This window comes from Kineococcus sp. NBC_00420 (assembly GCF_036021035.1).
Lineage (GTDB): Bacteria > Actinomycetota > Actinomycetes > Actinomycetales > Kineococcaceae > Kineococcus.
In genome coordinates, this window is sequence record NZ_CP107930.1 from 2,882,590 (window position 1) to 2,905,325 (window position 22,736).

Annotated in this window: 23 protein-coding genes; 13 read left to right on the forward strand and 10 right to left on the reverse strand. The window is 74.0% G+C overall.

What is annotated here, in order from left to right:
• Positions 1-23: 23 nt before the first annotated feature.
• The 4 genes from OG218_RS14050 to OG218_RS14065 all read left to right on the forward strand — a co-directional run bounded on the left by OG218_RS14050 (position 24) and on the right by OG218_RS14065 (position 4,128).
• Positions 24-434 carry a helix-turn-helix domain-containing protein gene (locus OG218_RS14050; protein ID WP_328293846.1) on the forward strand — a complete coding sequence of 137 codons (411 nt, stop codon included), beginning with the start codon at positions 24-26 and terminating at the stop codon, positions 432-434.
• Positions 431-1,276 (forward strand): GmrSD restriction endonuclease domain-containing protein, encoded by an 846-nt coding sequence (locus OG218_RS14055; protein WP_328293847.1) that lies wholly within the window; start codon positions 431-433, stop codon positions 1,274-1,276. The genes OG218_RS14050 and OG218_RS14055 overlap by 4 nt, the downstream gene beginning before the upstream one ends.
• A gap of 107 nt (positions 1,277-1,383) precedes the next feature.
• Positions 1,384-2,970, forward strand: a complete 1,587-nt coding sequence (locus tag OG218_RS14060; protein WP_328293848.1) for a methyl-accepting chemotaxis protein — start codon at positions 1,384-1,386, stop codon at positions 2,968-2,970.
• A 252-nt stretch (positions 2,971-3,222) separates the two neighbouring features.
• On the forward strand, positions 3,223-4,128 hold the full coding sequence (locus OG218_RS14065) for an epimerase (RefSeq protein ID WP_328293849.1): 906 nt from the start codon (positions 3,223-3,225) through the stop codon (positions 4,126-4,128).
• A gap of 18 nt (positions 4,129-4,146) precedes the next feature.
• On the opposite strand, the gene OG218_RS14070 is transcribed toward OG218_RS14065, so the two are convergent.
• Positions 4,147-5,442 carry a hypothetical protein gene (locus OG218_RS14070; RefSeq protein ID WP_328293850.1) on the reverse strand — a complete coding sequence of 432 codons (1,296 nt, stop codon included), beginning with the start codon at positions 5,440-5,442 and terminating at the stop codon, positions 4,147-4,149.
• 88 nt (positions 5,443-5,530) lie between these two features.
• Here OG218_RS14070 and OG218_RS14075 point away from each other — a divergent pair, with 88 nt between their 5' ends.
• From OG218_RS14075 to OG218_RS14095, 5 genes are read left to right on the forward strand one after another with little or no spacing between them, the layout of a single operon-like run.
• Positions 5,531-6,271, forward strand: a complete 741-nt coding sequence (locus tag OG218_RS14075) for a hypothetical protein (protein ID WP_328293851.1) — start codon at positions 5,531-5,533, stop codon at positions 6,269-6,271.
• Positions 6,268-6,873: a hypothetical protein gene (locus OG218_RS14080; protein ID WP_328293852.1), complete on the forward strand. Its 606-nt coding sequence runs from the start codon at positions 6,268-6,270 to the stop codon at positions 6,871-6,873. The genes OG218_RS14075 and OG218_RS14080 overlap by 4 nt, the downstream gene beginning before the upstream one ends.
• A 53-nt stretch (positions 6,874-6,926) precedes the next feature.
• On the forward strand, positions 6,927-7,685 hold the full coding sequence (locus OG218_RS14085) for a hypothetical protein (protein ID WP_328293853.1): 759 nt from the start codon (positions 6,927-6,929) through the stop codon (positions 7,683-7,685).
• Entirely contained in the window at positions 7,682-8,311 is a 630-nt protein-coding gene (locus tag OG218_RS14090) for a hypothetical protein (RefSeq protein WP_328293854.1), read from the forward strand. Before OG218_RS14085 ends, OG218_RS14090 begins: the two co-directional genes overlap by 4 nt.
• A complete protein-coding gene (locus tag OG218_RS14095; RefSeq protein WP_328293855.1) occupies positions 8,304-8,603 on the forward strand; it encodes a hypothetical protein in 300 nt (99 codons plus the stop codon). The genes OG218_RS14090 and OG218_RS14095 overlap by 8 nt, the downstream gene beginning before the upstream one ends.
• A 1-nt stretch (position 8,604) precedes the next feature.
• Here the strand turns inward: OG218_RS14095 and OG218_RS14100 are convergent, their stop codons facing one another.
• Together OG218_RS14100 and OG218_RS14105 are read right to left on the reverse strand one after the other, a co-directional pair.
• Entirely contained in the window at positions 8,605-10,998 is a 2,394-nt protein-coding gene (locus OG218_RS14100) for an excinuclease ABC subunit UvrA (RefSeq protein ID WP_328293856.1), read from the reverse strand.
• A gap of 78 nt (positions 10,999-11,076) precedes the next feature.
• Positions 11,077-12,012 (reverse strand): asparaginase, encoded by a 936-nt coding sequence (locus OG218_RS14105; RefSeq protein ID WP_328293857.1) that lies wholly within the window; start codon positions 12,010-12,012, stop codon positions 11,077-11,079.
• A 111-nt stretch (positions 12,013-12,123) separates the two neighbouring features.
• On the opposite strand from OG218_RS14105, the gene OG218_RS14110 reads away from it, so the two are divergent.
• Together OG218_RS14110 and OG218_RS14115 are read left to right on the forward strand one after the other, a co-directional pair.
• Positions 12,124-13,428 (forward strand): glycosyltransferase, encoded by a 1,305-nt coding sequence (locus OG218_RS14110; protein ID WP_328293858.1) that lies wholly within the window; start codon positions 12,124-12,126, stop codon positions 13,426-13,428.
• A 55-nt stretch (positions 13,429-13,483) separates the two neighbouring features.
• Positions 13,484-14,569, forward strand: coding sequence for an excalibur calcium-binding domain-containing protein (locus OG218_RS14115; protein ID WP_328293859.1), 1,086 nt, complete (start codon positions 13,484-13,486; stop codon positions 14,567-14,569).
• 19 nt (positions 14,570-14,588) lie between these two features.
• Here the strand turns inward: OG218_RS14115 and OG218_RS14120 are convergent, their stop codons facing one another.
• A complete protein-coding gene (locus OG218_RS14120; protein WP_328293860.1) occupies positions 14,589-15,506 on the reverse strand; it encodes a threonine/serine dehydratase in 918 nt (305 codons plus the stop codon).
• A 63-nt stretch (positions 15,507-15,569) separates the two neighbouring features.
• Here OG218_RS14120 and OG218_RS14125 point away from each other — a divergent pair, with 63 nt between their 5' ends.
• Together OG218_RS14125 and OG218_RS14130 are read left to right on the forward strand one after the other, a co-directional pair.
• A complete protein-coding gene (locus OG218_RS14125; RefSeq protein WP_328293861.1) occupies positions 15,570-17,132 on the forward strand; it encodes an AtzH-like domain-containing protein in 1,563 nt (520 codons plus the stop codon).
• Positions 17,133-17,287: 155 nt separating this feature from the next.
• Positions 17,288-17,578, forward strand: a complete 291-nt coding sequence (locus tag OG218_RS14130; protein ID WP_328293862.1) for a hypothetical protein — start codon at positions 17,288-17,290, stop codon at positions 17,576-17,578.
• A 2-nt stretch (positions 17,579-17,580) separates the two neighbouring features.
• On the opposite strand, the gene OG218_RS14135 is transcribed toward OG218_RS14130, so the two are convergent.
• The 6 genes from OG218_RS14135 to pknB form a co-directional block, all read right to left on the reverse strand.
• Positions 17,581-18,000, reverse strand: coding sequence for a hypothetical protein (locus OG218_RS14135; protein ID WP_328293863.1), 420 nt, complete (start codon positions 17,998-18,000; stop codon positions 17,581-17,583).
• 111 nt (positions 18,001-18,111) lie between these two features.
• The gene (locus tag OG218_RS14140) at positions 18,112-18,705 is read right to left on the reverse strand and encodes a class I SAM-dependent methyltransferase (protein WP_328293864.1); all 594 of its coding nucleotides are present in this window, start codon (positions 18,703-18,705) and stop codon (positions 18,112-18,114) included.
• A 90-nt stretch (positions 18,706-18,795) separates the two neighbouring features.
• Complete coding sequence (locus OG218_RS14145) at positions 18,796-19,221, reverse strand: hypothetical protein (RefSeq protein WP_328293865.1); 426 nt, start codon at positions 19,219-19,221, stop codon at positions 18,796-18,798.
• Between the two features lie 57 nt (positions 19,222-19,278).
• The gene (locus OG218_RS14150; protein WP_328293866.1) at positions 19,279-19,869 is read right to left on the reverse strand and encodes a hypothetical protein; all 591 of its coding nucleotides are present in this window, start codon (positions 19,867-19,869) and stop codon (positions 19,279-19,281) included.
• Between the two features lie 93 nt (positions 19,870-19,962).
• A complete protein-coding gene (locus OG218_RS14155; protein WP_328293867.1) occupies positions 19,963-20,787 on the reverse strand; it encodes a metallophosphoesterase family protein in 825 nt (274 codons plus the stop codon).
• The gene (gene pknB, locus OG218_RS14160; RefSeq protein ID WP_328293868.1) at positions 20,784-22,661 is read right to left on the reverse strand and encodes a Stk1 family PASTA domain-containing Ser/Thr kinase; all 1,878 of its coding nucleotides are present in this window, start codon (positions 22,659-22,661) and stop codon (positions 20,784-20,786) included. The genes OG218_RS14155 and pknB overlap by 4 nt, the downstream gene beginning before the upstream one ends.
• Between the last annotated feature and the right edge of the window lie 75 nt (positions 22,662-22,736).

Genomic DNA, 22,736 nt, shown 5'->3' on the forward strand with positions numbered 1-22,736 from the left:
GACGATCCTGTTACGGTGGCGAGGTGTCGTCCACCGTCGCCTGTCACGGCGCTGAGGTCACCGTCCGCCCCGCTCTCGAGGGGCTGACCGGACTCGCTGAACTGCTTGCCGCGCAACCGGACAGTCCCCTGGTGCTGAAGGTCGGACGGCGTTCCGCCGCGGTGCCCGCGGAACTCGCCGCCGCGTTGCGCGAGGCCGTGATCGCCCTCTCCCACGGCGAGGCCGTGACGCTCACCCCCCACGAAGCCCTGCTCACCACCCAGGAGGCCGCAGAGGTCCTCGGCGTCAGCCGGCCCACGATGGTCCGGTTGCTCGAGTCCGGCGCCCTGCCGTTCACGAAACCCGGGACGCACCGCCGGGTCCGTCTCGAGGACGTCCTCGACTACGCCGAGCGCCAGCGCCACCTGCGCACGCCCGGACCCCGGCCCGCGTGAGGCTCACGGTGCGCCGCGCACGGGCCGGTGACCGGGGGGTGCGACGGGTCCGACGGGTCCTCGTGCTGGGGTTGGCCGGCGTCCTCCTCGCCGGGTGCGGCACCGCGAAGGACGACGCGCCGGTCGACCCCACGCTCGACGCCCTCACCGTGAAGGGCCGCGCCGCCAAGACCGGCTACTCCCGCGAGGAGTTCGGCAACGGCTGGGTCGACACCGACCACAACGGCTGCGACACCCGCGACGACGTCCTCGCCCGCGACCTCACCGACGTCACGTTCAAACCCGGCACGCAGGACTGCGTCGTCCTCACCGGAACCCTCGACGACCCCTACGGCGGCGCGACGATCTCCTTCACCCGCGGTCAGGGCACCAGCGAGGCCGTGCAGATCGACCACGTCGTCGCGCTGTCCGACGCCTGGCAGAAGGGCGCACGGTCCTGGGACGCCGCGAAGCGCGTCGAGTTCGCCAACGACCCGCTGGAACTCCTCGCCGTCGACGGCCCGACCAACTCGGCCAAGGGTGACGGTGACGCCGCGACCTGGCTCCCCCCGGACCGGGGTTACCGCTGCACCTACGTCCAGCGCCAGGTGGAGGTGAAGGCCAAGTACGGGTTGTGGGTCACCCCGGCCGAGCGGGACGCGATGGCCGGGGTCCTCGCCGACTGCCCCGCCACCTCCACTTCCACCGCCATTTCCACCGCCACCAGCACCACCTCTGCGCCCCCGGTGGCGTTCACGAGCTGCGCCGCCGCCCGCGCCGCCGGGGCCGCCCCGCTGCACCGCGGCGACCCCGGCTACAGCACCGACCTCGACGGCGACGGGGACGGCACCGCCTGCGAGTAGTCGGGCCACGATGGAACTCCTCCGGCGCTCAAGGACGTCCGTCGCGGTGTCGAGGCAACCGTGGACCGGGTCACCCGACCGGGTGACGACGTCGGAGGTCCCCGGTCATGATCCGTACTCTGCGCAACCTGAAGGTCGCGGCGAAGCTGTTCGCCGGTTTCGGCGTCGTCTGCGTCCTGCTCGTGGTGCTCATCGTCGTGGGAACGACCCGCCTGGCGACCGCGCAGGGCCACCTGTCCGACCTGTACTCCTCCTCGATGGCCTCGGTCAGTGCCGTCGACGACGTCAAGGCCAGCTTCCTGCAGATGAACCAGGACCTCTCCAACGTCGCCCTCGCCGAGGACGACGCCTCCACCCAGGCCGCCGAGCAGGCCATGACCGGTGACGACCAGGCGAGTGAGAAGGCCTGGAAGGCCTACGAAGCCAGCGGTCCCGGAGCCCCGGCTGCGCTGCGCAAGACCACGCGGGACCTGCTGGACCAGCAGGACCAGGCCCGCCCCGGCGCGATCGCCCCCGCCGAGCTGGCCGACCCCAGCGAGTTCATCGCCTACCGCGCCCAGAACCTCAACCCCCTGACCGACAAGATCCTCACCGCCCTCGACCAGCTGGGCGCCGCCGAGGACGAGGCCGCGAAAGCCACCCGCGACGCCGGAGCGAGCGCGTACCACTCCGCGGTGGCGTTGATGATCGGGCTGGGCGCGGCATCGTTGCTCTTCGCCGTCGCCGTCGCGGTCGTGATCGCCCGCTCCATCGCCATCCCGTTGGCCGAGGTTGTCATCGTCATGCGCGGCCTCGCCCAGGGGCGCCTGGACCGGCGGATCCAGCACGAGAGCGAGGACGAGGTCGGCCAGCTCGCCGAGGCCACCAACACCTCCCTGGACCACCTCAGCGACCTCGTGCGCCAGATCACCGACAACGCGACCACCCTCTCGGCCTCCTCGGAGGAGCTCACCACCGTCGCCACCCAGCTGTCCTCCGGCGCGGCGGAGTCCTCCGCCCAGGCCCAGGTCGTCTCCGCCGCGACCGAGGAGATCAGCGCCAACATCGGCACCGTCGCCGCCGCCGGTGAGCAGATGACCGCGGCCATCAACGAGATCGCCACCTCCACCGCACAGGCCTCCCAGACCGCGGCGACGGCGGTCGCCGCGGCCGACGACGCCGGGGCGACGATCGAGCGGTTGGGCACGTCGAGCCGGGAGATCGGCGACGTGGTCAAGCTCATCACCACCATCGCCGAGCAGACGAACCTGCTGGCGCTGAACGCGACCATCGAAGCGGCCCGGGCCGGGGAGATGGGCAAGGGATTCGCCGTGGTGGCCGGGGAGGTCAAGGAACTGGCGCAGCAGACGGCCCGGGCCACCGAGGAGATCGTCGCCAAGGTGAACGCCACCCAGGCCGACGCCCACGCCGCAGCCGAGGCGATCACCCAGATCGGGGAGGTCATCGCCAGCATCGACGGGCTGCAGTCCACGATCGCGGCGGCGGTGGAGGAGCAGTCGGCCACCACCTCGGAGATGGTCCGCAACGTCACCGAGGTCTCCGGCGGGTCCCAGGAGATCTCCGCGAACATCTCCGGCATCGCCGCGGCCGCGGAGCAGACGACCACCAGCGCTCAGCACACCGCGACCACGGCCGCGGACGTGTCCCGCGCCGCGAGCGACCTGCAGTCCCTGGTGGGCCGTTTCACGCTCTGACCTGCTGTCGGACAGCACCTCGGGAGGGTCCGGGCGCGGGGTGGCCGGTTCTCGCGCCCGACTCGCAGCGACCGTCGGGCCCCGCCCGTCAGCGCGTCGCGGACCACGGGGAACGGGTCCCCCCCGCAGTGGACGCCGTCGACGCAGGCGTCGATCCCGTCGGTGGTCCGGACCCGCTGACGTCGGCAGCGACGGGGGTCCAGAGGTTCCGCAGTCGTGCGCACATCCGATCACCTCCCCTAACCTGCGGTGGTGAAGATCGTCATCGCCGGCGGGTCCGGCGCCCTGGGCCGACGCCTGAGCGCGCACCTGACCGACGCGGGTCACGAGGTCGTCGTCCTCACCCGCCGACCCGTCGACGGTCCGCACCGCCAGGTCGGCTGGGACGGGCGGACGCTCGGTCCGTGGGCGCGGGAACTCGAAGGGGCCGCGGTGGTGAACCTCGCCGGCGAACTCGTCGACCGCCGCCCCACCACGGCGAACGTCGACCTGCTCACCTCCTCCCGCGTCGACCCGACCCGCGCCCTGGCCGCCGCGGCGGCCACCCTCGACGAACCCGTTCCCGTGTGGGTGCAGGCCAGCACGCTGGCCGTCCACGGTGACGCCGGAGACCGGCTGATCTCCGAGTCCTCCCCGCCCGCTGACGGCCCGCCGCAGATGGCAGGCGTCGCCACCGCCTGGGAGTCCGCCGCCGCCGGCGTCAACGCCCGACGTCAGGTGGTGCTGCGGACGAGCATCGTCCTCGACCGGGGGACCCCCGCGCTGGACCGGCTCGCGTGGCTGACCCGGATCGGCCTCGGCGGCCGGGTCGGCAGCGGCCGGCAGTGGTTCAGCTGGATCCACGTCGACGACTGGCTGCGGGTCGTGTCCTGGTGCCTGGGTTCCGAGGAGCCCCCCGAGGGCGTGCTCGCGGTCACCGCCCCCAACCCCGTGCGCAACGCCGAACTCATGCGGAGCCTGCGCCGGGTCCTGCACCGCCCACCGGCCCCGCCGACCCCCGCGCCGCTGCTGCACGTGGGCGCCGTGCTGCTCCGCACCGACCCCGCCCTCGGGCTCACGGGCCGCCGGGCGGTGTCCGCGAAGCTCACCGCCGCCGAGTTCCGCTTCACCCACCCGCACCTGGACGGGGCGCTGGAGGACCTGCTCGCGCGTCGGTGACGGCAGCGCCGCCCCGGGTCACGCGGGAGGGGTGAACGTCACCACCGCCTCCGCGGGCACGTCGGGGTAGGGACGGGGCCGCCCGTCGCGTTCCACCTCCAGGTCGATCCCCCCGGCGAGCAGCAGTTCGCGACCCGTCCACACCGCCGCGGTCTCCGTCCGGCGCGGCCAGGGACCGTCGGTGATCTCCGTCCACTCGTCCGCGGCCGAGTCGTAGGCCGCGCCCAGCGGACCGGTCGCGGGGTTGCAGACGCCGCCGTAGTCCGACGAGTGGTCGTCCGAGCCGTCGCCGTCGGTGCACCGGCCCAGGTCCCGCTCGCGCGCGCCACCCCACACCAGCAACCGGGTCCCGGCCCAGACCACGACCGGTCCACCCTTCCCGGTTCCGCTGCCCAGCAGCGGGATCGGACCGTCCGCGCCCCGGTGCCACCGGTCGCTCGAGGGGTCGTAGGCCAGCGCCCCGGCGAGCGGGTCGTAGGCCAGGACCTGCGTCCCCGTCCAGACCACGTCGCTGCCCGGCACGAGGACGGGCCCGACGGCGACGTCCCGCCACGCGCCCGTCGCCGGGTCGAAGGCCAGCCCGGCCTCGACCGTCCCCGCGGTGGACGTCTCGCTGGACCACACCATCCACTCCGCACCCGTCCACACGCTGTGGGCGCTCGCGGAGGCGTTCTCGCCCCCCGGCCTGCTCACCTCCGCAGCCGGTGCGGGCAGCGCCGTCCAGGCCGGATCACCCGGCCGCAGACTCCACCCGCCCTGCGCCGGCGACCACACCAGCACCCGGTCGCCGGCCCACGCGCTCGTCGCCACCGCGGCGTCCGCGGGCCACGGCAGGTCGGGCAGCCTCGTCCAGCGACCGCCGGCGGGACCGGGCGTGAACAGCGCGCTGCTCCGCGCGTCCCCCGGCCGGCTCTCGCACTCCGCCAGCGGATCACGGCCACCCACCAGCACGGCGCCGCTGCCCGTCCAGAGCAGGTCGGCGTCCTGCCGGGGGCCGATGGGCGACGGCGCCATGGCCGTCCAGGTCGTCGTCCCCGGGTCCCACGCCGCCCCGTCGGGTTGCGGGGTGGAGGAGCAGCCGTCGGTCCCGACCGGCAGTCCACCCCAGACCAGCGCCTCCGTGCCCGTCCACACCGCGGCCTGACCGCGCCGCAGGACCGGGGCCCGGACCGGCGGGGCCGGGAGCGCCGTCCAGCCGCGGGTGTCCGGGGCAGGCGGTTCGGCGGACCCGCCGCCGCCCGAACACGCCGCCGCCACCAGCAACGTCACCAGCAACGCCACCAGACCCACCGCCGGGAACCTCCACGTCCGCACCCCCCGATGGTGACGGGTGCGCGCTCCGCTCCGCAGCGCTCTGCTCCGAGCCGCCCCTGCGAGCGCCCCGGATCACTAGGGTCGGAGGGTGTCGCAGGAGACCGTCGAGCACCCGCCCCGCACTCCGCGTGCCCTGACCGTGTCCGTGTGGGCGCTCGCCGTCGTGGGCCTGGCGCTGCCGGTGCTGACCGTCGGGGTGTACCAGCACGTGCTGGCCGGCGCCCTCGACGCCCAGTACTTCACCAGTTCGAGCTCCGACGAGTACGGCAGCTCGATCGTCACCGAGGCCCCCGGGGTCACCTTCTGGGACCGGTGGACCCTCGTCTCCTACGTCGTCCCCATCGACCGGGTACTGCTGGCCGCGACGGCGGTCTGCGTCCTCGTCGCGGCGGTGCACGTCGCGGCGGGGAACCGGTTCCCGGTGCCGCGTCCCTGCCGGTGGGTGGCGGCCGCGGGAGGTGCGGTGTCCGCCCTCGTCGCGCTCGCGGTGCTGGGGGTCACGGTCGCCGTCTCCCAGCGGTCCCCGGAGGACGGCGGCTACTTCACGCCGACGACGGGGCTGGTGGAGCTGGTCCTGCCGGTGTCGGCGATGGTCGCGGTCGTCGTCTTCGGGGTGGTCGCGGTGATCGTGCTCGTGGGCGGTCCCCTCCCGTTCGTCGAACGCGACGCCGAGGACCCCGAAGACTCCGAGGAACCCGCGAAACTCGACGAACCCCTGGAACTCACGCAGGCCCCGGTGCCGGTGGAGCCTGAACCCGTCGCGGTCCCCGTCACGTTCCCCCGCCCGAGCGCGGAGGACTACGCCCGGTACCGCAGGCCCGGCGCATGAGCGCCGACCTCGGACCCCTCGGACCCGACGAGCTCGACGACGTCGAGACGGGACGGTCGGGCTCCCGCTGGTCGTGGGTGTTCTGGCTGCTCCTCACCGCGTCCGCGACACCGCTGGCCCTGTCCGTCGCTGCGGCGCAACGGATCCTCACCAGTCCCGACGTCGTCGAGGAGGCCAGCGACCTGCAGCGTCCACCCTCCGTCTTCGCCGACCGCTGGGGCACGCTGCTGACCTACGACCCCCTGAGCTGGCCCACGGCGATCAGCGCGTTCACCCTGCTCGTCCTCGCGGCGGTCGCGGTGAGCGGACGACCGGAGTGGCTAGTCGTGGCCCGCCGGCGAGCCGCCGTCGGGGCGCTCGCCGCGGGGTGCGCGCTGTGGTCGCTCGGAACGACGGCGGTGTCCGCCTGGGCGGAGTTCCGCGGGCCGACGGCGCGGCAACAGGACGGCGACGCGCAGGGGTACCTGCGGGTGGTCCCGCTGCAGTGGCTCCCGGCGGCCGGCCTCACGCTCCTCGCGGCCGTCGTCGCGCTCGTGGCGCTCGGGCTCTGCCTCGCCACCCGGCCTCGGAGGGCGAGCGGTGGGGAACCCGCGACCGACTGAGTCGAGTTCCGCGGAGCGGCCCGTTCGCCACCGACGATCACTAGGGTCGGAGGGTGTCCCAGGAGATCCACGACCCGCCCAAGACGCCGCTCGGGCTGCACGTCGTGGCGTGGGCGCTCGCCGTCGTCGCCGCCCTGCTGCCCGTCCTGCTCCTGGTGGTCGACCAGCGCGTGCTCAGCGGCGCGCGGGACCGGAACTACTTCCTGAGCTACACCTCCGACGGGTCCGGGAACGAGTCGACGTCGCTGCAACCGGACATCTCCTTCTGGGACCGGTGGAGCGTCCTCGACTACACCGCCCCGCCGGACCGGCTGCTGCTGGCCTCCGTGGCGGTCTGCGTCGTGGTCGCGGCCCTGCACCTCGCGGGGGGACGGCGGTGGCCGCTGCACCGCGGCTGCCTCCGGCTGGCGGTCGGGGCGGGGGCGTTGTCCGCCCTGTGCGCGGCCGTGGTCTTCGTCGTGGACGTCCTCCGGTTGCAGGTCCCGCAGGACGACCGACGCTGGTACTCGACGACGTCGACCCTGCTCGACATCGCGTGGCCGCTGTCGGCGCTGGGGACGGTCGTGGTGTTCGGGGTGGTGGTCGGCGTCGTGCTGCTGGGTGCTCCCGCCCCGCGGGTGGAGCCGGACCGCGCGGCGGCCGACGACCCCGGCGAACCGGAGCCCGCGCTCGTCGTGGTCGACGCCGAGGAGGTGGGCGCGGCCGACGAGGGCGCGCCGGAGGAGCGGGAGCCCGTCGTCGTCGAACTCCCGCCGGCGTTCCCCCGCCCGACGGCCGAGGAGTACGCCCACTACCGCCGGCCCGGCGCATGAGCTGCGACGTCCCGTCCCCGGTCGACGAGGACCTCGAGCCGGACGACCGGGACGACCCGAGCGACCGGTGGTCGTGGGTCTTCTGGGTCCTGCTCGGGACGGCCGCGCTGCCGCTGTTCCTCGCGGTGGCCTCGGTGCAGCACCTCCGGGCCGACGCGTCGGTGATGGCGCCGTACCTGGCGGGTCCGGGCTACCCCTCTGCGGTCTTCTCCGACCGGTGGGAGCTCGTCGAGTCGCTGTCGACCGTGGGTTCCGCCGGGCCCCTGACCGCCGTCGCCGTCGTGGTCCTGGCCGGGGTCGTCGCGAGCCGCCGGCCCGGCTGGCTGGTCGCGCCCGGGGCGCGGTGGGCGGTCGCCGCGCTGGGTCTGGCCTGCGCGCTGTGGACGGCGGCCACCGCCACCCTCTCGGCGTGGGCGGCGCTGGGAGAACCGACGGCGCGTGAACTCGCGGAGGCCCAGGACGGTTCGCCCCCCACGACCTGGGTGGACTGGGCTCCGGGAGCCGCTCCGCAACTCTTCGCGGTCGTCCTCGCGCTGGCGGCGGTCGTCCTCTGCGTCGTCAGCCGCGGACCTGGCCGTTCCCGCCCCGTCGACTCCCCGGACCCGCCACGATGGCCCGATGAGTGAACTCGACGGTGAGCGCGGCTGGACCGACGACGACGCGGCCTGGTCGAACCCGGTGGAGAGGAACCTCGACCGGCTGAAGAACTCGGCCGTCGCGGGCACCGTGCTCGGGGTCCTGCTGGGGTTCATCGCGGTGGCCGTCCAGCAGAACGGGAGCGCGGGCACCGGGGAGGTGTCCTGGGGTGCGGTCATCACCTTCGTGGTCGCCCTCGGGTCCGTGGCCTGGGGTGGTCTCGCCGCCCTCGCCTACTGGTCCTGCGGGGCCCTGCTCGCCGGCCGGACCCCGCCGGACTGACTCAGGAACCCACGTAGGCCGCGAGGTGCCGCCCGGTCAACGTGGAGGCGTCGGCGACGAGTTCCGCGGGGGTCCCCTCGAACACGACGGTTCCGCCGTCGTGCCCGGCGCCGGGGCCGAGGTCGATGATCCAGTCGGCGTGCGCCATGACGGCCTGGTGGTGCTCGATGACGATGACCGACTTCCCCGAGTCCACCAGCCGGTCCAGCAGGCCCAGGAGGTGTTCGACGTCGGCGAGGTGCAGGCCGGTCGTGGGTTCGTCGAGGACGTAGGTCGCGCCCTTGCCGCCCAGGTGCACGGCGAGCTTGAGGCGCTGACGTTCACCGCCGGACAACGTCGTGAGCGGTTGTCCCAGCGTCAGGTACCCGAGTCCCACGTCGGCGAGCCGGTCGAGGATCGCGTGCGCCGCCGGGGTCCGCGCGTCCCCGGAGCCGAAGAACTCCTCGGCCTCGGCGACCGACATGGCCAGGACCTCGGCGATGTTCTTGCCGCCGAACAGGTGCTCCAGCACGGCGTCGTCGAACCGGCGGCCCTCGCACTCGACGCAGGTCGTCGCCACCCCGGCCATCATCGCGAGGTCGGTGTAGACGACCCCGGCGCCGTTGCAGGCCGGGCACGCCCCCTCGGAGTTCGCGCTGAACAGGGCGGGTTTCACCCCGTTCGCCTTCGCGAACGCCTTGCGGATCGGTTCCAGCAACCCGGTGTAGGTGGCGGGGTTGCTGCGGCGCGAACCCCGGATGGGCGCCTGGTCCACCGACACGACGTCCGCCCCCGGCGGCAGCGAACCGTGGATCAGGGAACTCTTCCCCGATCCCGCGACGCCGGTGACGACGGTGAGGATCCCGAGCGGGACGTCGACGTCGACGTCCTTGAGGTTGTGCTGCGAGGCGCCCCGGATCGGCAGCGAACTCGTCGACGTCCGGACGGTGGACTTCAACCGGGCCCGGTCGTCGAAGTGCCTCCCGGTGACGGTGTCGCTGGCGCGCAGACCGTCGACGCTGCCCTCGAAGCACACCCGGCCACCGCCGGTGCCGGCCCCGGGACCGAGGTCGACGACGTGGTCGGCGATCGCGATCGTCTCGGGTTTGTGCTCGACGACGAGGACGGTGTTCCCCTTGTCCCGCAACTGCCGCAGCAGGTCGTTCATGTTCGCGATGTCGTGCGGGTGCAACCCCGTGGTGGGTTCGTCGAACACGTACGTGACATCGGTCAGGGCGGAACCCAACTGCCGCACCATCTTCACCCGCTGCGCCTCGCCCCCGGACAACGTCCCCGACGGACGTTCCAGCGACAGGTAGCCCAACCCGATCGCGGCGAACGAGTCGAGGGTTCCCGTGAGGGTCTCCAGCAGCGGCGCGACGGAGGGATCGGTGATCCCGCGGACCCACCCGGCGAGGTCGCTGATCTGCATCCGGCAGGCGTCGGCGATGCTGACGTCGTCGATCCTCGACGAGCGGGCGCCCTCGCTGAGCCGGGTCCCCTCGCACTCCGGACAGACCGCGAACGTCGCGACGCGTTCGACGAAGGCGCGGATGTGCGGCTGCAGCGAGTCGACGTCCTTGGACAGCATCGACTTCTGGATCTTCGGGACCAGACCCTCGTAGGTGAGGTTGATGCCGTCGACCTTGATCTTCGTGGGTTCCCGGTAGAGGAGGTCGTGCGACTCCCTCTTGGTGAACTTCGCGATCGGCTTGTCCGGGTCGAAGAACCCGCAGCCGCTGAAGATCCGCCCGTACCAGCCGTCGACGCTGTAGCCGGGGATCGTCAGCGCGCCCTCGTTGAGGGACTTGGACGCGTCGTAGAGCTGCGAGAGGTCCAGGTCGGAGACGTTGCCCAGGCCTTCGCACCGCGGGCACATCCCCCCGGTGCGGGAGAAACTCGCCTTCACGGCCTTCGTCGCGGCGCCCTTCTGCACGGTGACCGCGCCCGAACCCGAGACCGAGGCCACGTTGAACGAGAACGCCTGCGGCGATCCGATGCGGGGTTCCCCGAGGCGGCTGAAGAGGATCCGCAGCATCGCGTTCGCGTCCGTCGCCGTCCCCACGGTGGACCGGCTGTCGGCGCCCATGCGCTGCTGGTCGACGATGATGGCCGTCGTCAGACCCTCGAGGACGTCGACGTCCGGACGGGTCATCGTCGGCATGAAACCCTGGACGAAGGCGCTGTAGGTCTCGTTGATGAGGCGTTGCGACTCCGCCGCGATCGTCCCGAACACCAGCGAACTCTTGCCGGAGCCCGACACCCCGGTGAACACCGTCAGCCGGCGCTTGGGGATCTCGACGCTGACGTCCTGGAGGTTGTTCTCCCGGGCCCCGTGCACCCGGATGACGTCGTGGGTGTCCGCGGCGGGTTCCGTCCCGGCCTTCGTCGCGGCCTGCTTCGTGACCCTGGCCATCGTGTCCCCGTCCCTCGCCCCGTCGGTTCCACGCCAACGCTAGCGGGGAGCGGGAACGGAGGGCTTCTCCGATCGCGATCAACCGCGCCGCGCGAACTCCCGGGCGAGGTCGCCGCTGCCGGAGCGCAACAGTGTCGCCAGCAGGACCCGCGCCTGCCCGGACCGCAACCGCCCGGCGGGGACGGCGCCCACCGCGGCGAGTTCCGACCCGCCGCCGCCCGCGCCGTAGCTGGAGGCGACCGGGCCGGTCGGGACGCGGGTCGTCACGACCACGGCCACCTCGCGCGCGACCGCCCGCGCCACCGCCGCCACGACGTCCGTCGTCGCGTTGCCGGACCCCAGACCCTGCAGCACGATCCCGCGCCCACCCAGCCCGCGGACGGCGTCGACCAGCGCACCGTCGGTCCCGGGGGAGACGGCGACGACGTCGACCCGGGGCCAGTCGCCGGCGCCCGGCGCGACGAGCATCCGGGGGAGCGGCCCGTCGGGGACCCAGAACGCGTCGAGGTCGGTGGTGTGGCGCTTGGCGAGGCCCGCCGCGGCGTGTACCCGGCCGCCGAACGCGACGAGCACCCCCCGGCCTCGGGCCCGCGCGTCGACCGCGAGCCGCAACGCCTCGGCCACGTTGGCGGGGGCGTCGGGTTCGGGGTGGTCGGCGGTGCGCTGCGAACCGGTGAGGACGACCGGACGCGGGTCGTCGTGGTGCAGGTCCAGCAGGTACCCGGTCTCCTCCAGGGAGTCGGTGCCGTGCAGCACCACGACGCCGTCGACGGCGGGGTCGGCCAGGGCCTCCGCCACGTGCGTGCGGATCGTCCACGCCTGGGTGAGCGTGATCGTGGAGGAGTCCACGCGCAGCGCCTCGACGACGCGCACCCGGACCCCGAGCTCCTCGGCCGCGGACCCGAGCAGGTCGGCGCCGCCCAGGGTGGGACTGCTCACGCCGTCCTCGTCGACGGTGCTGGCGATCGTCCCGCCGGTGGTGATCACGACGACGAGGGGGGATCGGTCCGGCACGGTGCTCCTCGGGTACTGACTGACGTTGCCGACATCTGCCGACGATGGACCCGAGAACTCTTCCACGTCGGGGCCCTTGACCCGACCTCGGCGAGTGAGAAGGCTCTCGGGGTGGCCTCCGTCTTGCTGACCAGCCTTCCCGTCCAGGGGCACCTGGGGCCGGTCGTGGCCGTCGCGGCGGACCTCGTGCGCCGCGGTCACCGGGTCCGCGTCCTCACGGGGGCGGCCTACCGCGACCGGGTCGAGCGGGCCGGCGCCGACTTCCTGGAACTCCCCGCGCACGCCTACGCGGGCGACCTCGACCACCCCGAGCGGCGTCCCGGCAGCAGTGGTCCGCAGGCCCTCGGCCACGACCTCGAGACGCGGTTCGTGCGCTACATCGGCCCGCAGTTCGCCGCGGTCGAGGCCGCGCTCGCCGACGAACCCGCCGACGTGCTCATCACCGAACTGCTGTTCATGGGCGCCTACCCGCTCATCGTGCGCGAGGACCGTCCGCGCGTCCTGCTGCTGGGGATCAGTCCGCTGCCCGTCGAGGGCGGCGGCACCGCGCCCTACGGGCTGGGTCTGGCGCCCGGGCGCGGACCGCTCGTCCGGATGCGCAACGCGGCGCTGAAGCAGCTCATCGACCGGTGGGTCTTCGCGAGCCCGCAGCGACTGCTCGTGGAGGAGTTCCGCCGGCTCACCGGCCGGGTCCCGGCGACGTCGATGTTCGACGCGCCGTTGACGATGGACGCCGTCCTGCAGTTGGGCCCGCCCGGTCTGGAGTACCCGCGCCCCGGCCTGCCCCTGACCGTGCGGTTCGTCGGTCCGTTGCCGACCCCTGCTGCGCACCTGCCCCTGCCGGAGTGGTGGGACGACCTCGACGACGGCCGCCCCGTCGTGCACGTCACCCAGGGGACGGTGGCGAACGGGGACTTCGCCCGCCTCCTCGTCCCGGCGGTGCGGGCCCTCGCCGAGCGGCCCGTGCTCGTCGTCCTCACCGCGGGCGGACGACCGGAGGCGGAACTGCGGGAGGCGTTGGGCGAGGTCCCGGACAACGTCCGGACGGCGAGCTTCCTCGACTACTCGACGTTCCTGCCGAAGGTGTCGGCGTTGGTCACCAACGGCGGCTACGGGACGGTCACCCAGGCCCTCGCGCACGGGGTGCCGCTCGTCGTCGCGGGGCGCACCGAGGACAAGGCCGAGGTCGCCGCGCGGGTCGCCTGGTCCGGCGCCGGGATCGACCTGCGCACCGACCACCCGTCGCCGCGGCGGATCGACGACGCCGTCGGCCGCGTCCTCGGAGAACCCCGGTTCCGCCGGGCCGCCGCCCGCCTGCGGGACGAGATAGCCGTCGCCGGCGGTCTCGACGCCGTCGACGAACTCGTCCGTTCCTCCTCGGCCCGTTCGCCGGACACCGCGACCACGGAGTTCTAGAGTGCGATGAGTAGCTGAGAGACCGCTCAGCGTCATGTGTGAGGGAGTGCACCGCGTGCGCGAGGTACTGGCGGCGACGATGGGGTTGCTGGCGCTGACGGGTTCGCTCGTCCAGGGAGTGGCTCCGGCCTCGGCGGCGGACTGCCTGACGGGTCCCGTCGCGGACCGCTACGCCGCGCTCGGCGGCACACCCGGTGCCCTCGGGGCCGTGACCGGGTGCGAACTCCCGACGGCCGACGGCCGGGGCAGGTTCTCCACCTTCCAGCGTGGCGCCATCTACTACAGCCAGGCCTCGGGAGCGTGGGACGTCTCGGGTTCCTTCCGCGACCTGTGGGCCTCGACGGGTTTCGAGAACGGTCCCCTGCACTACCCGGTCTCCGGTGAGGTGGGGACGCGTGGTGGCGGCGTGTTCCAGAACTACCAGGGCGGGACCCTCTACTGGTCTCCCGCGAGCGCCGCGCACTCGGTGTCGGGTGCGTTCCTGGCGTTGTACGGCAGCCTGGGCTACGAGAGCGGGTTCCTCGGTTTCCCCACGAGCCAGGAGGTCCCGGTCCGCGACGGCGGGGTCTTCCAGGTGTTCCAGGGCGGCGTGGCCTACTTCTCGCCCACGTCCGGTGCGCACACCGTGTCGGGTTCCTTTCGCGACCTCTACGGAACCCTCGGCTACGAGAACGGCTGCCTGGGCTACCCGACGTCGCAGGAACTCCCGTCCCGTGACGGCGGGGTCTACCAGCAGTTCCAGGGCGGGGTCGCCTACTGGTCGCCGTCCTCGGGCGCGCACGCGCTCTGCGGGGACCTGCTCCGCGCCTACGGGTCGACGGGGTACGAGAACGGGTTCCTCGGGTACCCGACGAGCGACGAGTACGGCATCGCCGGCGGGCGCCGGGTGGACTTCCAGCACGGGTACGTCGAGTGGTCCCCCTCGACCGGCGCGCGCGTGACCGGTCCCGCCGTGCCGGTGGTCACGACCCCGCCGCCGAGCACGCCACCACCCACCCCGCCGCCGAGCACGCCACCCGCGGCCGTCTACTACGCGAACTGCGCCGACGTCCGGGCGCACGGGGCGGCCCCGCTCTACTCCGGTCAGCCCGGCTACCGGTCGGGTCTCGACCGCGACCACGACGGCGTCGCCTGCGAGTGACCGTGGCGCGGGGCGAGGCTCAGAGGGTCGAGGGGTCGGTGTTCGCCCCGCACACCACGACCGCCACCCGCTCGCCCTCGGCGGGTCCGTAGGCGCTCACCCCGGCCCACGCCGCGGCCGCCCCGTGCTCGGCGACGACCCGGAACCGCGACCACAGGTCCGAGCGGGCGGCGGTGATCGACGCGTCGTCCACGAGCAGGCTCACCGGGTCGCTCCGCTGCGCCAGGTCGAACGCGATGGCGCCGACGCTGCGCGCGCCGAGGGAGTCGGCGGCGACCCCGGACACCGCGACGTCCACCGGCTCACCCGCCGCCAGCGCCCGGTGCAACGTCGGGGCGCCGACCGGTTCGACGGCCACCACCCGCACCCGGCCCTCCAGCGCGGCGGCGACCCCGGCGAACAACCCGCCACCCCCGACGGCCACCACGACGGTGTCGACGTCCGGCACGTCCTCGAGCAGTTCCAGCGCCAGCGTCCCCGCGCCGGCCGCGATCTCCGGCTGGTCGTAGGCGTGGCAGAACACCGCCCCCTTCGCCTCCGCGAACCCGACCGCCGCCTCGTAGGCCACGGCGTACTCGCTGCCCACCAGCCGCACGTCCGCGCCGAGCGCACCCAACCGCGCCACCTTCACCGCCGGTGCCGTCTCCGGCACGAACACCGTCGCCGGGACCCCGAGCTGCGCCGCCGCGTAGGCGTGGGCCAGGCCGGCGTTGCCGCCCGAGGCGGCGACGATCCCCCGCGAGGGGTCCAGCTCACCCCGCTCGCGGGCCGCGAGTTGCCGGTTGAACGCCCCCCGCGCCTTGAAGGACCCGGTGTGCTGCAGCTGCTCCAGCTTCAGCCACCGTCCGGGGCCGATCCCCAGGACGGGGGTCCGGCGGATCCGGCCGGTGATGCGGGTCGCGGCGTCGTGCACGTCCTGGGCGGTGATGGTGTCCACCCCACCGATCCTGCCCGCCGCCCCGTGGGACAGTTCCGGCAGGTACCGAGCGACGGAGGACGCGTGAGCGAGTTCGACGAGGCGGGGCTGCTCGCAGCCGCGGCGGCCTACGAGAAGGCCCTGCGCGAGGACGACCTCGAGGAACTCGACCGGCTCTTCGCCCCCGGCGACCCCACCCTGCGCGCCGAGGGCGGGGTCGCCGTCGTCGGGCACGCCGCCATCTCGGCGTTCCGCGCCCGCCGCGGCGGTGCGCCCCGCCGCTGGCTGCGCCGGGTCCACGTCCGCTGGAGCTCGCCCACCGACGCCCTCACCGTCTCCGAGACCGACCGCCTCGACGGCGGCCGCGGCCTGCAGACCCAGCTCTGGCACCTCGGCGAGCAGGGGTGGCAGGTGGCCGCCGCCCACGTCTCCGGCGCCCCCACGACCCCACCCGTCCACCCCGAGGACGACCCGGCCCGCTGGCGCACCGGTGGCGACGGCGAACCCCTCGTCCGCGGCAGCGGCAGCGGACCCCTCGCCGGGGTGCGGATCGCGGTGAAGGACCTCGTCGCCGTCGCCGGGCAGCGGATCGGTGGGGGCGTGCCGCGCTGGCTCGACCTCGCTCCCGTCGAGGACGCCAACGCCCCCGCCCTGCAGCGCCTCCTCGACGCCGGCGCCGTCGTCGCCGGCATCGCCCACACCGACGAGCTCGCGTTCTCGCTCATGGGCACCAACGCCCACTACGGCACCCCCCGCAACGTCGCCGCCCCCGGCCGGGTCCCCGGCGGGTCCTCCTCCGGCTCCGCGGCCGCCGTGGCCGCCGGCGCCGCGGGACTCGGGCTCGGCACCGACACCGCCGGCTCCCTGCGCGTGCCCGCCTCCTTCAGCGCCCTCTACGCCTGGCGGCCCACCCACGGACTCGTCGACATCAGCGGCGTCCTGCCGCTCGCGCAGTCCTTCGACACCGTCGGCCTGCTCGCCCGGGACGCCGCCCTGCTCACCGACGCCGCCGACGTGCTGCTGCCCTCGGCCGCCGTGCAGCGCCCGCAGGCGCTGCTGCGCAGCGCGACCCTGCTGGGCCTCGCCGACGAACCCACCCGCCTCGCCGTGGAGGCGGCGCTCACGGCGCTCGCCGTCCAGACCGGTCTGCCCGTCGTGGACCTCGCCGACGACTTCACCCCGGCGGAGGTGTCGGCGTGGACGGCGGCCTTCCGCACCGTGCAGGCCGCCGAGGCGTGGGCGAACGACGGCGCCTTCATCTCCGCCAACCCCGGCGCGCTCTCGCCCCCGGTCGAGTCCCGGTTCCGCGCCGGCGCCGACGTGAGCACGGAGCAGGTGCGTGCCGCCCGGCAGGTCGTCGAGGGGACCCGGGCGAGGCTGGACGCGGTGCTGGCCGGAGGGTTCCTCGGCCTGCCCAGCACGGCCACCCCCGCCCCGGCGCTCGACGCGACGCCCGCGGAGTTCGAGGCCGCCCGCGCCGGCACGCTGCAACTTTCCACACTGGCCTCCCAGACCGGTGTCCCCGCCCTCGGACTGCCGTGGGGTCGCGTGGGTGAGCTCCCCGTCGGGCTCTGCCTGCTCGCCCCGCGCGGGAGCGACCGGTCGTTGCTGGCGCTGCTGGCCGAGGTCGCGCCCGCACGTCGCTGAGCGTGGTCGCCTGTCCGGGAGGGTGATGGCGTGGGCCATCTGGTGTGATCTGGGCCCGCGACGTGTGGCCGAGGGTGACGCGTGCCGATGGGTGTCAGGTGACCTGCCGACCGGCGGCGGGTCGCGGCCACCCGCACGAGGCGCCGAGGAGCACGATGAAGACAGTTCTGGCCATCGAGACGATCCGTCCGATCGGCACCCGCGACCTCAACGGGTTCATCTCGGGGATCTCCGAGCGCGTTCCCGGGTGCTTCGTGTCCCAGGGACCCAGCGCCAAGGGCAAGGTGACCGTGACGATCCTGTCGCCGCAGGCCGTTCCGCTGGAGGTGGCCGAGCAGGTGCTCGAGTCGCTGCCGGAACTCTGCGACGCGATCAGCGCGATCACCCTGGAGGAGGCCGTCCGCCGGCCGCCACGTCGTGGCGCGCCGGTGCCCCAACCCGCCTGAGCTCACGAGATCCGGGTGAGCTCATCACCCACCAGGAGGTGGACCCCCAGCACGCGCACTCCTTCGCGTGCGGCGGCCGCCGTCAGCTCGGCCGACCAGGACAGGTCGGCGGCGTGCACGCCGGCGGGGGCGTCGCGGACGACGGCGAAGGCGACCGTCCCGATCCCGGCGGTCTCCTCCTCCAGCAGGTGCGTCAGCACCCCGGCGAGGTTGTCGGCGAAGGACCGGTCCGGGAGGACCGGGACCTCCTCGACGACGACGAACGGGGGCCGCTGCCGCCCGTCCGCGTCGAGGACCTGGACCCACAGGTCCGTGGCGGTCTCCGAGCTCGGCAGGAGGTCCGCGGCGATGAGGCGCCAGCGGTCGGTGAGGTCCGCGGGAGTCACCACGGGCGGGAGGTCGGTGGGGTGCGAGATCGACATGCCGACCAGCCTGAGCGACCCCCGCACCGACCCCCGTCCCCGTCCACAGACCGATCCCCAGGGTGGGGACGACACCGGCCTGTGGACACCGCGATGGCGTCGCTGACTCCGTCAGCGCGAGCTGCTCACCAGGTACCGGTCGTCGGTGATCTCCTTCCCCCAGAGCGCCGCGTCGGACAGGGACCGCACGTCGGCCTGTTCGCGCACTCCGAGGACGAGTCGTCGGCAGTCCTCGGCGGAGATCCCCGCCCCCGTCGACCAGCGGCCCTCGACCAGCAGCAGCCGACCGCCGGACGCGAGCAGGTCCACCCACCTCGCCAGGGCGGCGGCCGGGTCGTCGAAGGCCCACAGCACGTGGCGGGCCACGACGACGTCGAGCGAGCCGGGCGCGAGCGGAGGACGGGCGGCGTCCCCGACGGCGAAACCCACCGCGAGGCCGGCCGCGGCTGCCTTCGCGCGGGCCAGCGCGACCATCGCGGGGGACAGGTCCACCCCGAGGACGTCGTGGCCGGCGCCGGCGACCAGGACCGACAGGCTCCCGGTGCCGCAGCCGAGGTCGGCGACGCGGGACGGGGCGGGAGGCAGCAACGGCAGTAGGAGTTCCGCCCACGCCGCCCGGACCGCCGGGTCCCGCAGACCGTGGTCGGCCTCGTCGTCGAAGTCCGCGGCCTGCTCGTCCCAGAACTCCTGCGTCTCGGCGCTCACCCCGCGATCGTGGCACCCGCCGAGTGGTCGCCGCTCCCCACCGCGGACGCGTGCAACGGTTCCGGCGGCCCCTCGCCGCCGACGACCCGGTCAGCGGGAGGCGGTCAGGGCGTCCGCCAGGCGTCGTGCGTCGGGGAGGGGCATCGCGACCAGTGGGAGCCTCTGGCCGTTCGCGAGGACGGCGGAGCTGTAGCCCTTCCGACGGCTGCCCGGCCGGACCTCACGGACGTCGTGCCACGGGACCGCCGTCCGGCGCCGGAAGGACTGCTGCCACACCAGCCCGTCCTCGAGGACGAACACGGCGTCCGGTCGGCGCCACTGCTGGAGGAGCAGTGAGCCGAAGACGACCACCTGTCCCACCGCGAGCCCGACGTCCCAGCCGTCGGGGTGGTTCAGCAACCGGTGGACCGTGCTCGCTGCGATCAGGGCGACGGCCCCGGTGACGACCCATCGCAGCGCTCGCCCCAGGTGGACGCGGTAGACCGGCTGCAGTCCGGTGAGGTCGGGGCGTGACACGGCCCCACCCTGCCAGCGCGGACCCGTGGAGACCCCGCCGACCGGGCGAGGGGTCCCTCAAACGCTGCGCAGCAACCGGTTCCCGTAGCGGACCATGTACGTCCCGTAGCTCGCGGTCGCCAGCGCCGTGGCGACACCCACCCAGGCCCACACCTGGTCGCGCGAGGCCGCGCTCAGCGCGAGGACGCCCGCGACGCCGACGAGGGTCACCCACGTCGCCAGCCACAGGTCCAGTCGGCGCTGGAACACCCACGCCATCGGGTAGAAGTGCAGCCCGACGATCAGCGCGATGACCGGGAGCACGTACTCCGCGTGCCCGGTGCCGTTCAGCACCCCCGCGGCGACACCGATCAGCAACCCCTCGGCGGCGAAAACGATCCCGAAGGTGCGGCCGCTGCGACGCCGGTGCTCCTGGTCGACGGCGTCGAGGTCCCGGGGCATCGAGCGCCCGGCCCGGACCAGCCGGACGGCCTGCACCAGGAACACCACCGCCGCCGCCGCACCCAGCGCGGTGAACGCGACCGCTGCGGGCCGGTGGCCGGCGTAGAGCGAGTCACTGGCCCACCAGGCGGTGAAGACGGCCATCAGGACCAGCCCGCCCGCGATGCCGTGGGCCAGGGCGCGAGGAGGGGGCGTGGTGTCCGGCACGCCCGCACGCTAGCGGAGCACCCTGGGCCACCCGCCCTCTCCCACCACCCGTGATCGTGCAGGGAATCCCCGCGAGATCACGGGGATCGGGGGTCAGGCGGGGACGCCCGCCTCCACGGCGATCCGGGTCACGGTCGCCTCGTCGAGCACGAAGAGTTCCTGACCGTCCCCGGGCGTGGTCACCGTCAGGACGGTCGCGCGGACGCCGTCGTCGTCGAGCTCGACGAGCAGGGCTCCGCTGCCGCGCACGGCCCGTTCCCGCCCGGCGGCGACCAGGACGTCGGTGCGGTTCGCGACGCCGGGCGCGACGAACGCGGCCAGCCCCGAGGGGTAGGTCGCCGCGAAGGGGTGGTGGTAGTGCCCGGACAGCACCGCCCGGACGTCGGAGCCCTCGAGCACGGCCAGCAGCCCCGCGGGGTCCTGCAGCCGCAGGGCCTCGTGCAGGACCGTCGGCGCCGGCAGCGGGGAGTGGTGCACGACGACGACGGAACCGCGTGCGGCGGGCGTCGACAGCTCGGCGCCCAACCAGGACAGCTGCTCCGCGGAGAGCTCGCCGTACCCCCGCTGCGGTACCGAGGAGTCGAGGACGACGATCCGCAGACCGTCGACGACGTGCACGGCGCGCGTCGGCCCCAGGACGGCGGTGAACGGACCGGGCAGGTCGTGGTTGCCCATCGCGAAGACCGCGACGGCGCCGTGGTCGGACGCGAACCGACCGACGAGGTTGCGGGCCGTCTCGTAGGAGGCCGGCGACCCGTCGTCGGAGACGTCCCCGGAGACGACGACGGCGTCGAGGGGACCGGTGCCGTGCAACGACTCCAGCACGTGCCCGAGCGCCGCCGTGGTGTCGACGAGCCCCTGGTGCAGGGCCCCGGCCGCCATCAGGTGGGTGTCGGACAGGTGCAGGATCCGGGTCACTGGCCGTTCCCGTCCCCCGTGGGGGTGCCGACCGCACCCGTCTGCGAACCCGAGGACGTCGGACTGCTCGACGGTGACGCGCTGGCGGTGGGGGAGTCGGTCGGCGACGACGTCGGCGACTCCGTGGCGGTCCGGTCCGGCGCGACCGTCAGGTTCACCAGGGTCCGGACGTCGACGCTGGAGTCCGGCGACACGTCCTGGGTCACGACCGTGCCGGGGTCGGCGTCGGTCGGGACCGTCGTCTCCGTGGAGTTCGTGCTGAGACCCAGGTCGCGCAACTGCTTCACGGCGTCGGCGAGCGGCTTCCCGGTCACGTCCGGCACCGTCACCTTGCCGCTGGCGATGGTCAGCGCGACGGCGCTGCCCTTGGGGACGGACGCCTGGGCGGCGGGGTCGGTCGAGATGACCTCGCCCTTGTCCACGGTCGGGCTGTCCCCGGTGGTGACGTCGCCGACGCTGAGGCCGACCGCGGTGAGGGCCGCGCGGGCCTCCTCCTGCGTCTTCCCGGACACGTCGGGGACGACGGCGGAGTTGGACCCGCTCGAGACGAGGACGGTCACCTTCGAACCGACCGTCACCTGCGCCCCCGGTTCCGGGTTCGTGCTGATGACGTTCCCGTCGGCGACGGTGTCGTCGGCCTGCTGGGTCACCGTCGAGGTCAGTCCCAGCGCGGTGAGCTGTTGCTCGGCGTCGGCCTGCGAGGAGTTCGCCAGGTCCGGGACCTCCACCGTGGCCGGCGCGGAGGACGTCTGCTCCCCACCGCCGCTGCCGTCGTCGTTGTTGTTCAGCAGCGCGGTACCGACCCCGCCGATGCCCAGCACGAGCGCGACGATGAGCAGCACCCACGGCCAGCGCCTGCGGGTGGGTTCCTCCTCGTAGGGCGGGTCGCCGTCGCTGACGCGCGGCAACGCACCCGTCGGCGGGCTCACCGGAACCGCCACGGGTGGGGTCACGGTGGTCGCGGCGGTCGGGGGAGCGGCCGCGAACGTCTGGGTGGCGAAGCTCGCCCCGCGCAGCGGACGACCCTCGACGGCCCGGCGCAGGTCGTCGGCGAAGTCGGCGGCCGACTGGTAGCGGTGCTCGCGGTCCTTCGACAACGCCATGAGGACGACGTGGTCGACGGCCGGCGGGATCTGCGGGGCCAGCGCCGACGGCGGCCGCGGCTGCTCGGAGACGTGCTGGTACGCGACGGCGACCGGCGCGTCGCCGGTGAAGGGCGGGCGGCCGGTGAGGATCTCGTAGAGCAGGCAGCCGGTGGAGTAGAGGTCGCTGCGGGAGTCGACCTGCTCCCCGCGCGCCTGCTCCGGGGAGAGGTACTGGGCGGTGCCCATCACGGCGGAGGTCTGCGTCAACGTCGCCGAGGAGTCGCTGACGGCCCGCGCGATGCCGAAGTCCATCACCTTGATCTCGCCCGCGGGCGTGATCATCACGTTGGCGGGCTTGATGTCGCGGTGGACGATCCCCATCCGGTGGGAGTACTCCAGCCCGTTCAGGATGCCCTCGGTGATCGAGAGGCACTCCTCGATGGCGAGCGGGTGGTCGGTGCGCAGCATGTCGCGCAGCGTGCGGCCCTCGACGTACTCCATGACGATCCACGGGAGCTCGACCCGCCCGCCACCGGGTTCCACCGTCGTGTCGGCGCCGGTGTCGTAGACGGCGACGATCGAGGGGTGGTTCAGCCCGGCCGCGGCCTGCGCCTCCCGACGGAACCGCGCCTGGAACGAGGGGTCCCGGGCCAGGTCGGAGCGCAGCAGCTTCACCGCGACCATCCGTCCGAGGCGGGTGTCGCGGGCGACGTGGACCTCGGCCATCCCGCCGCGGCCGAGCAGTGAGCCGACCTCGTACCGGCCGCCGAGCACGCGCGGTGCCGGCACCCCCTGGCCAGTCGTCGTGTCCGTCACAGCTCTCCCCGTCCCGCGTCTGCTCCTGTTGATCCTGCCCGGCGAGCG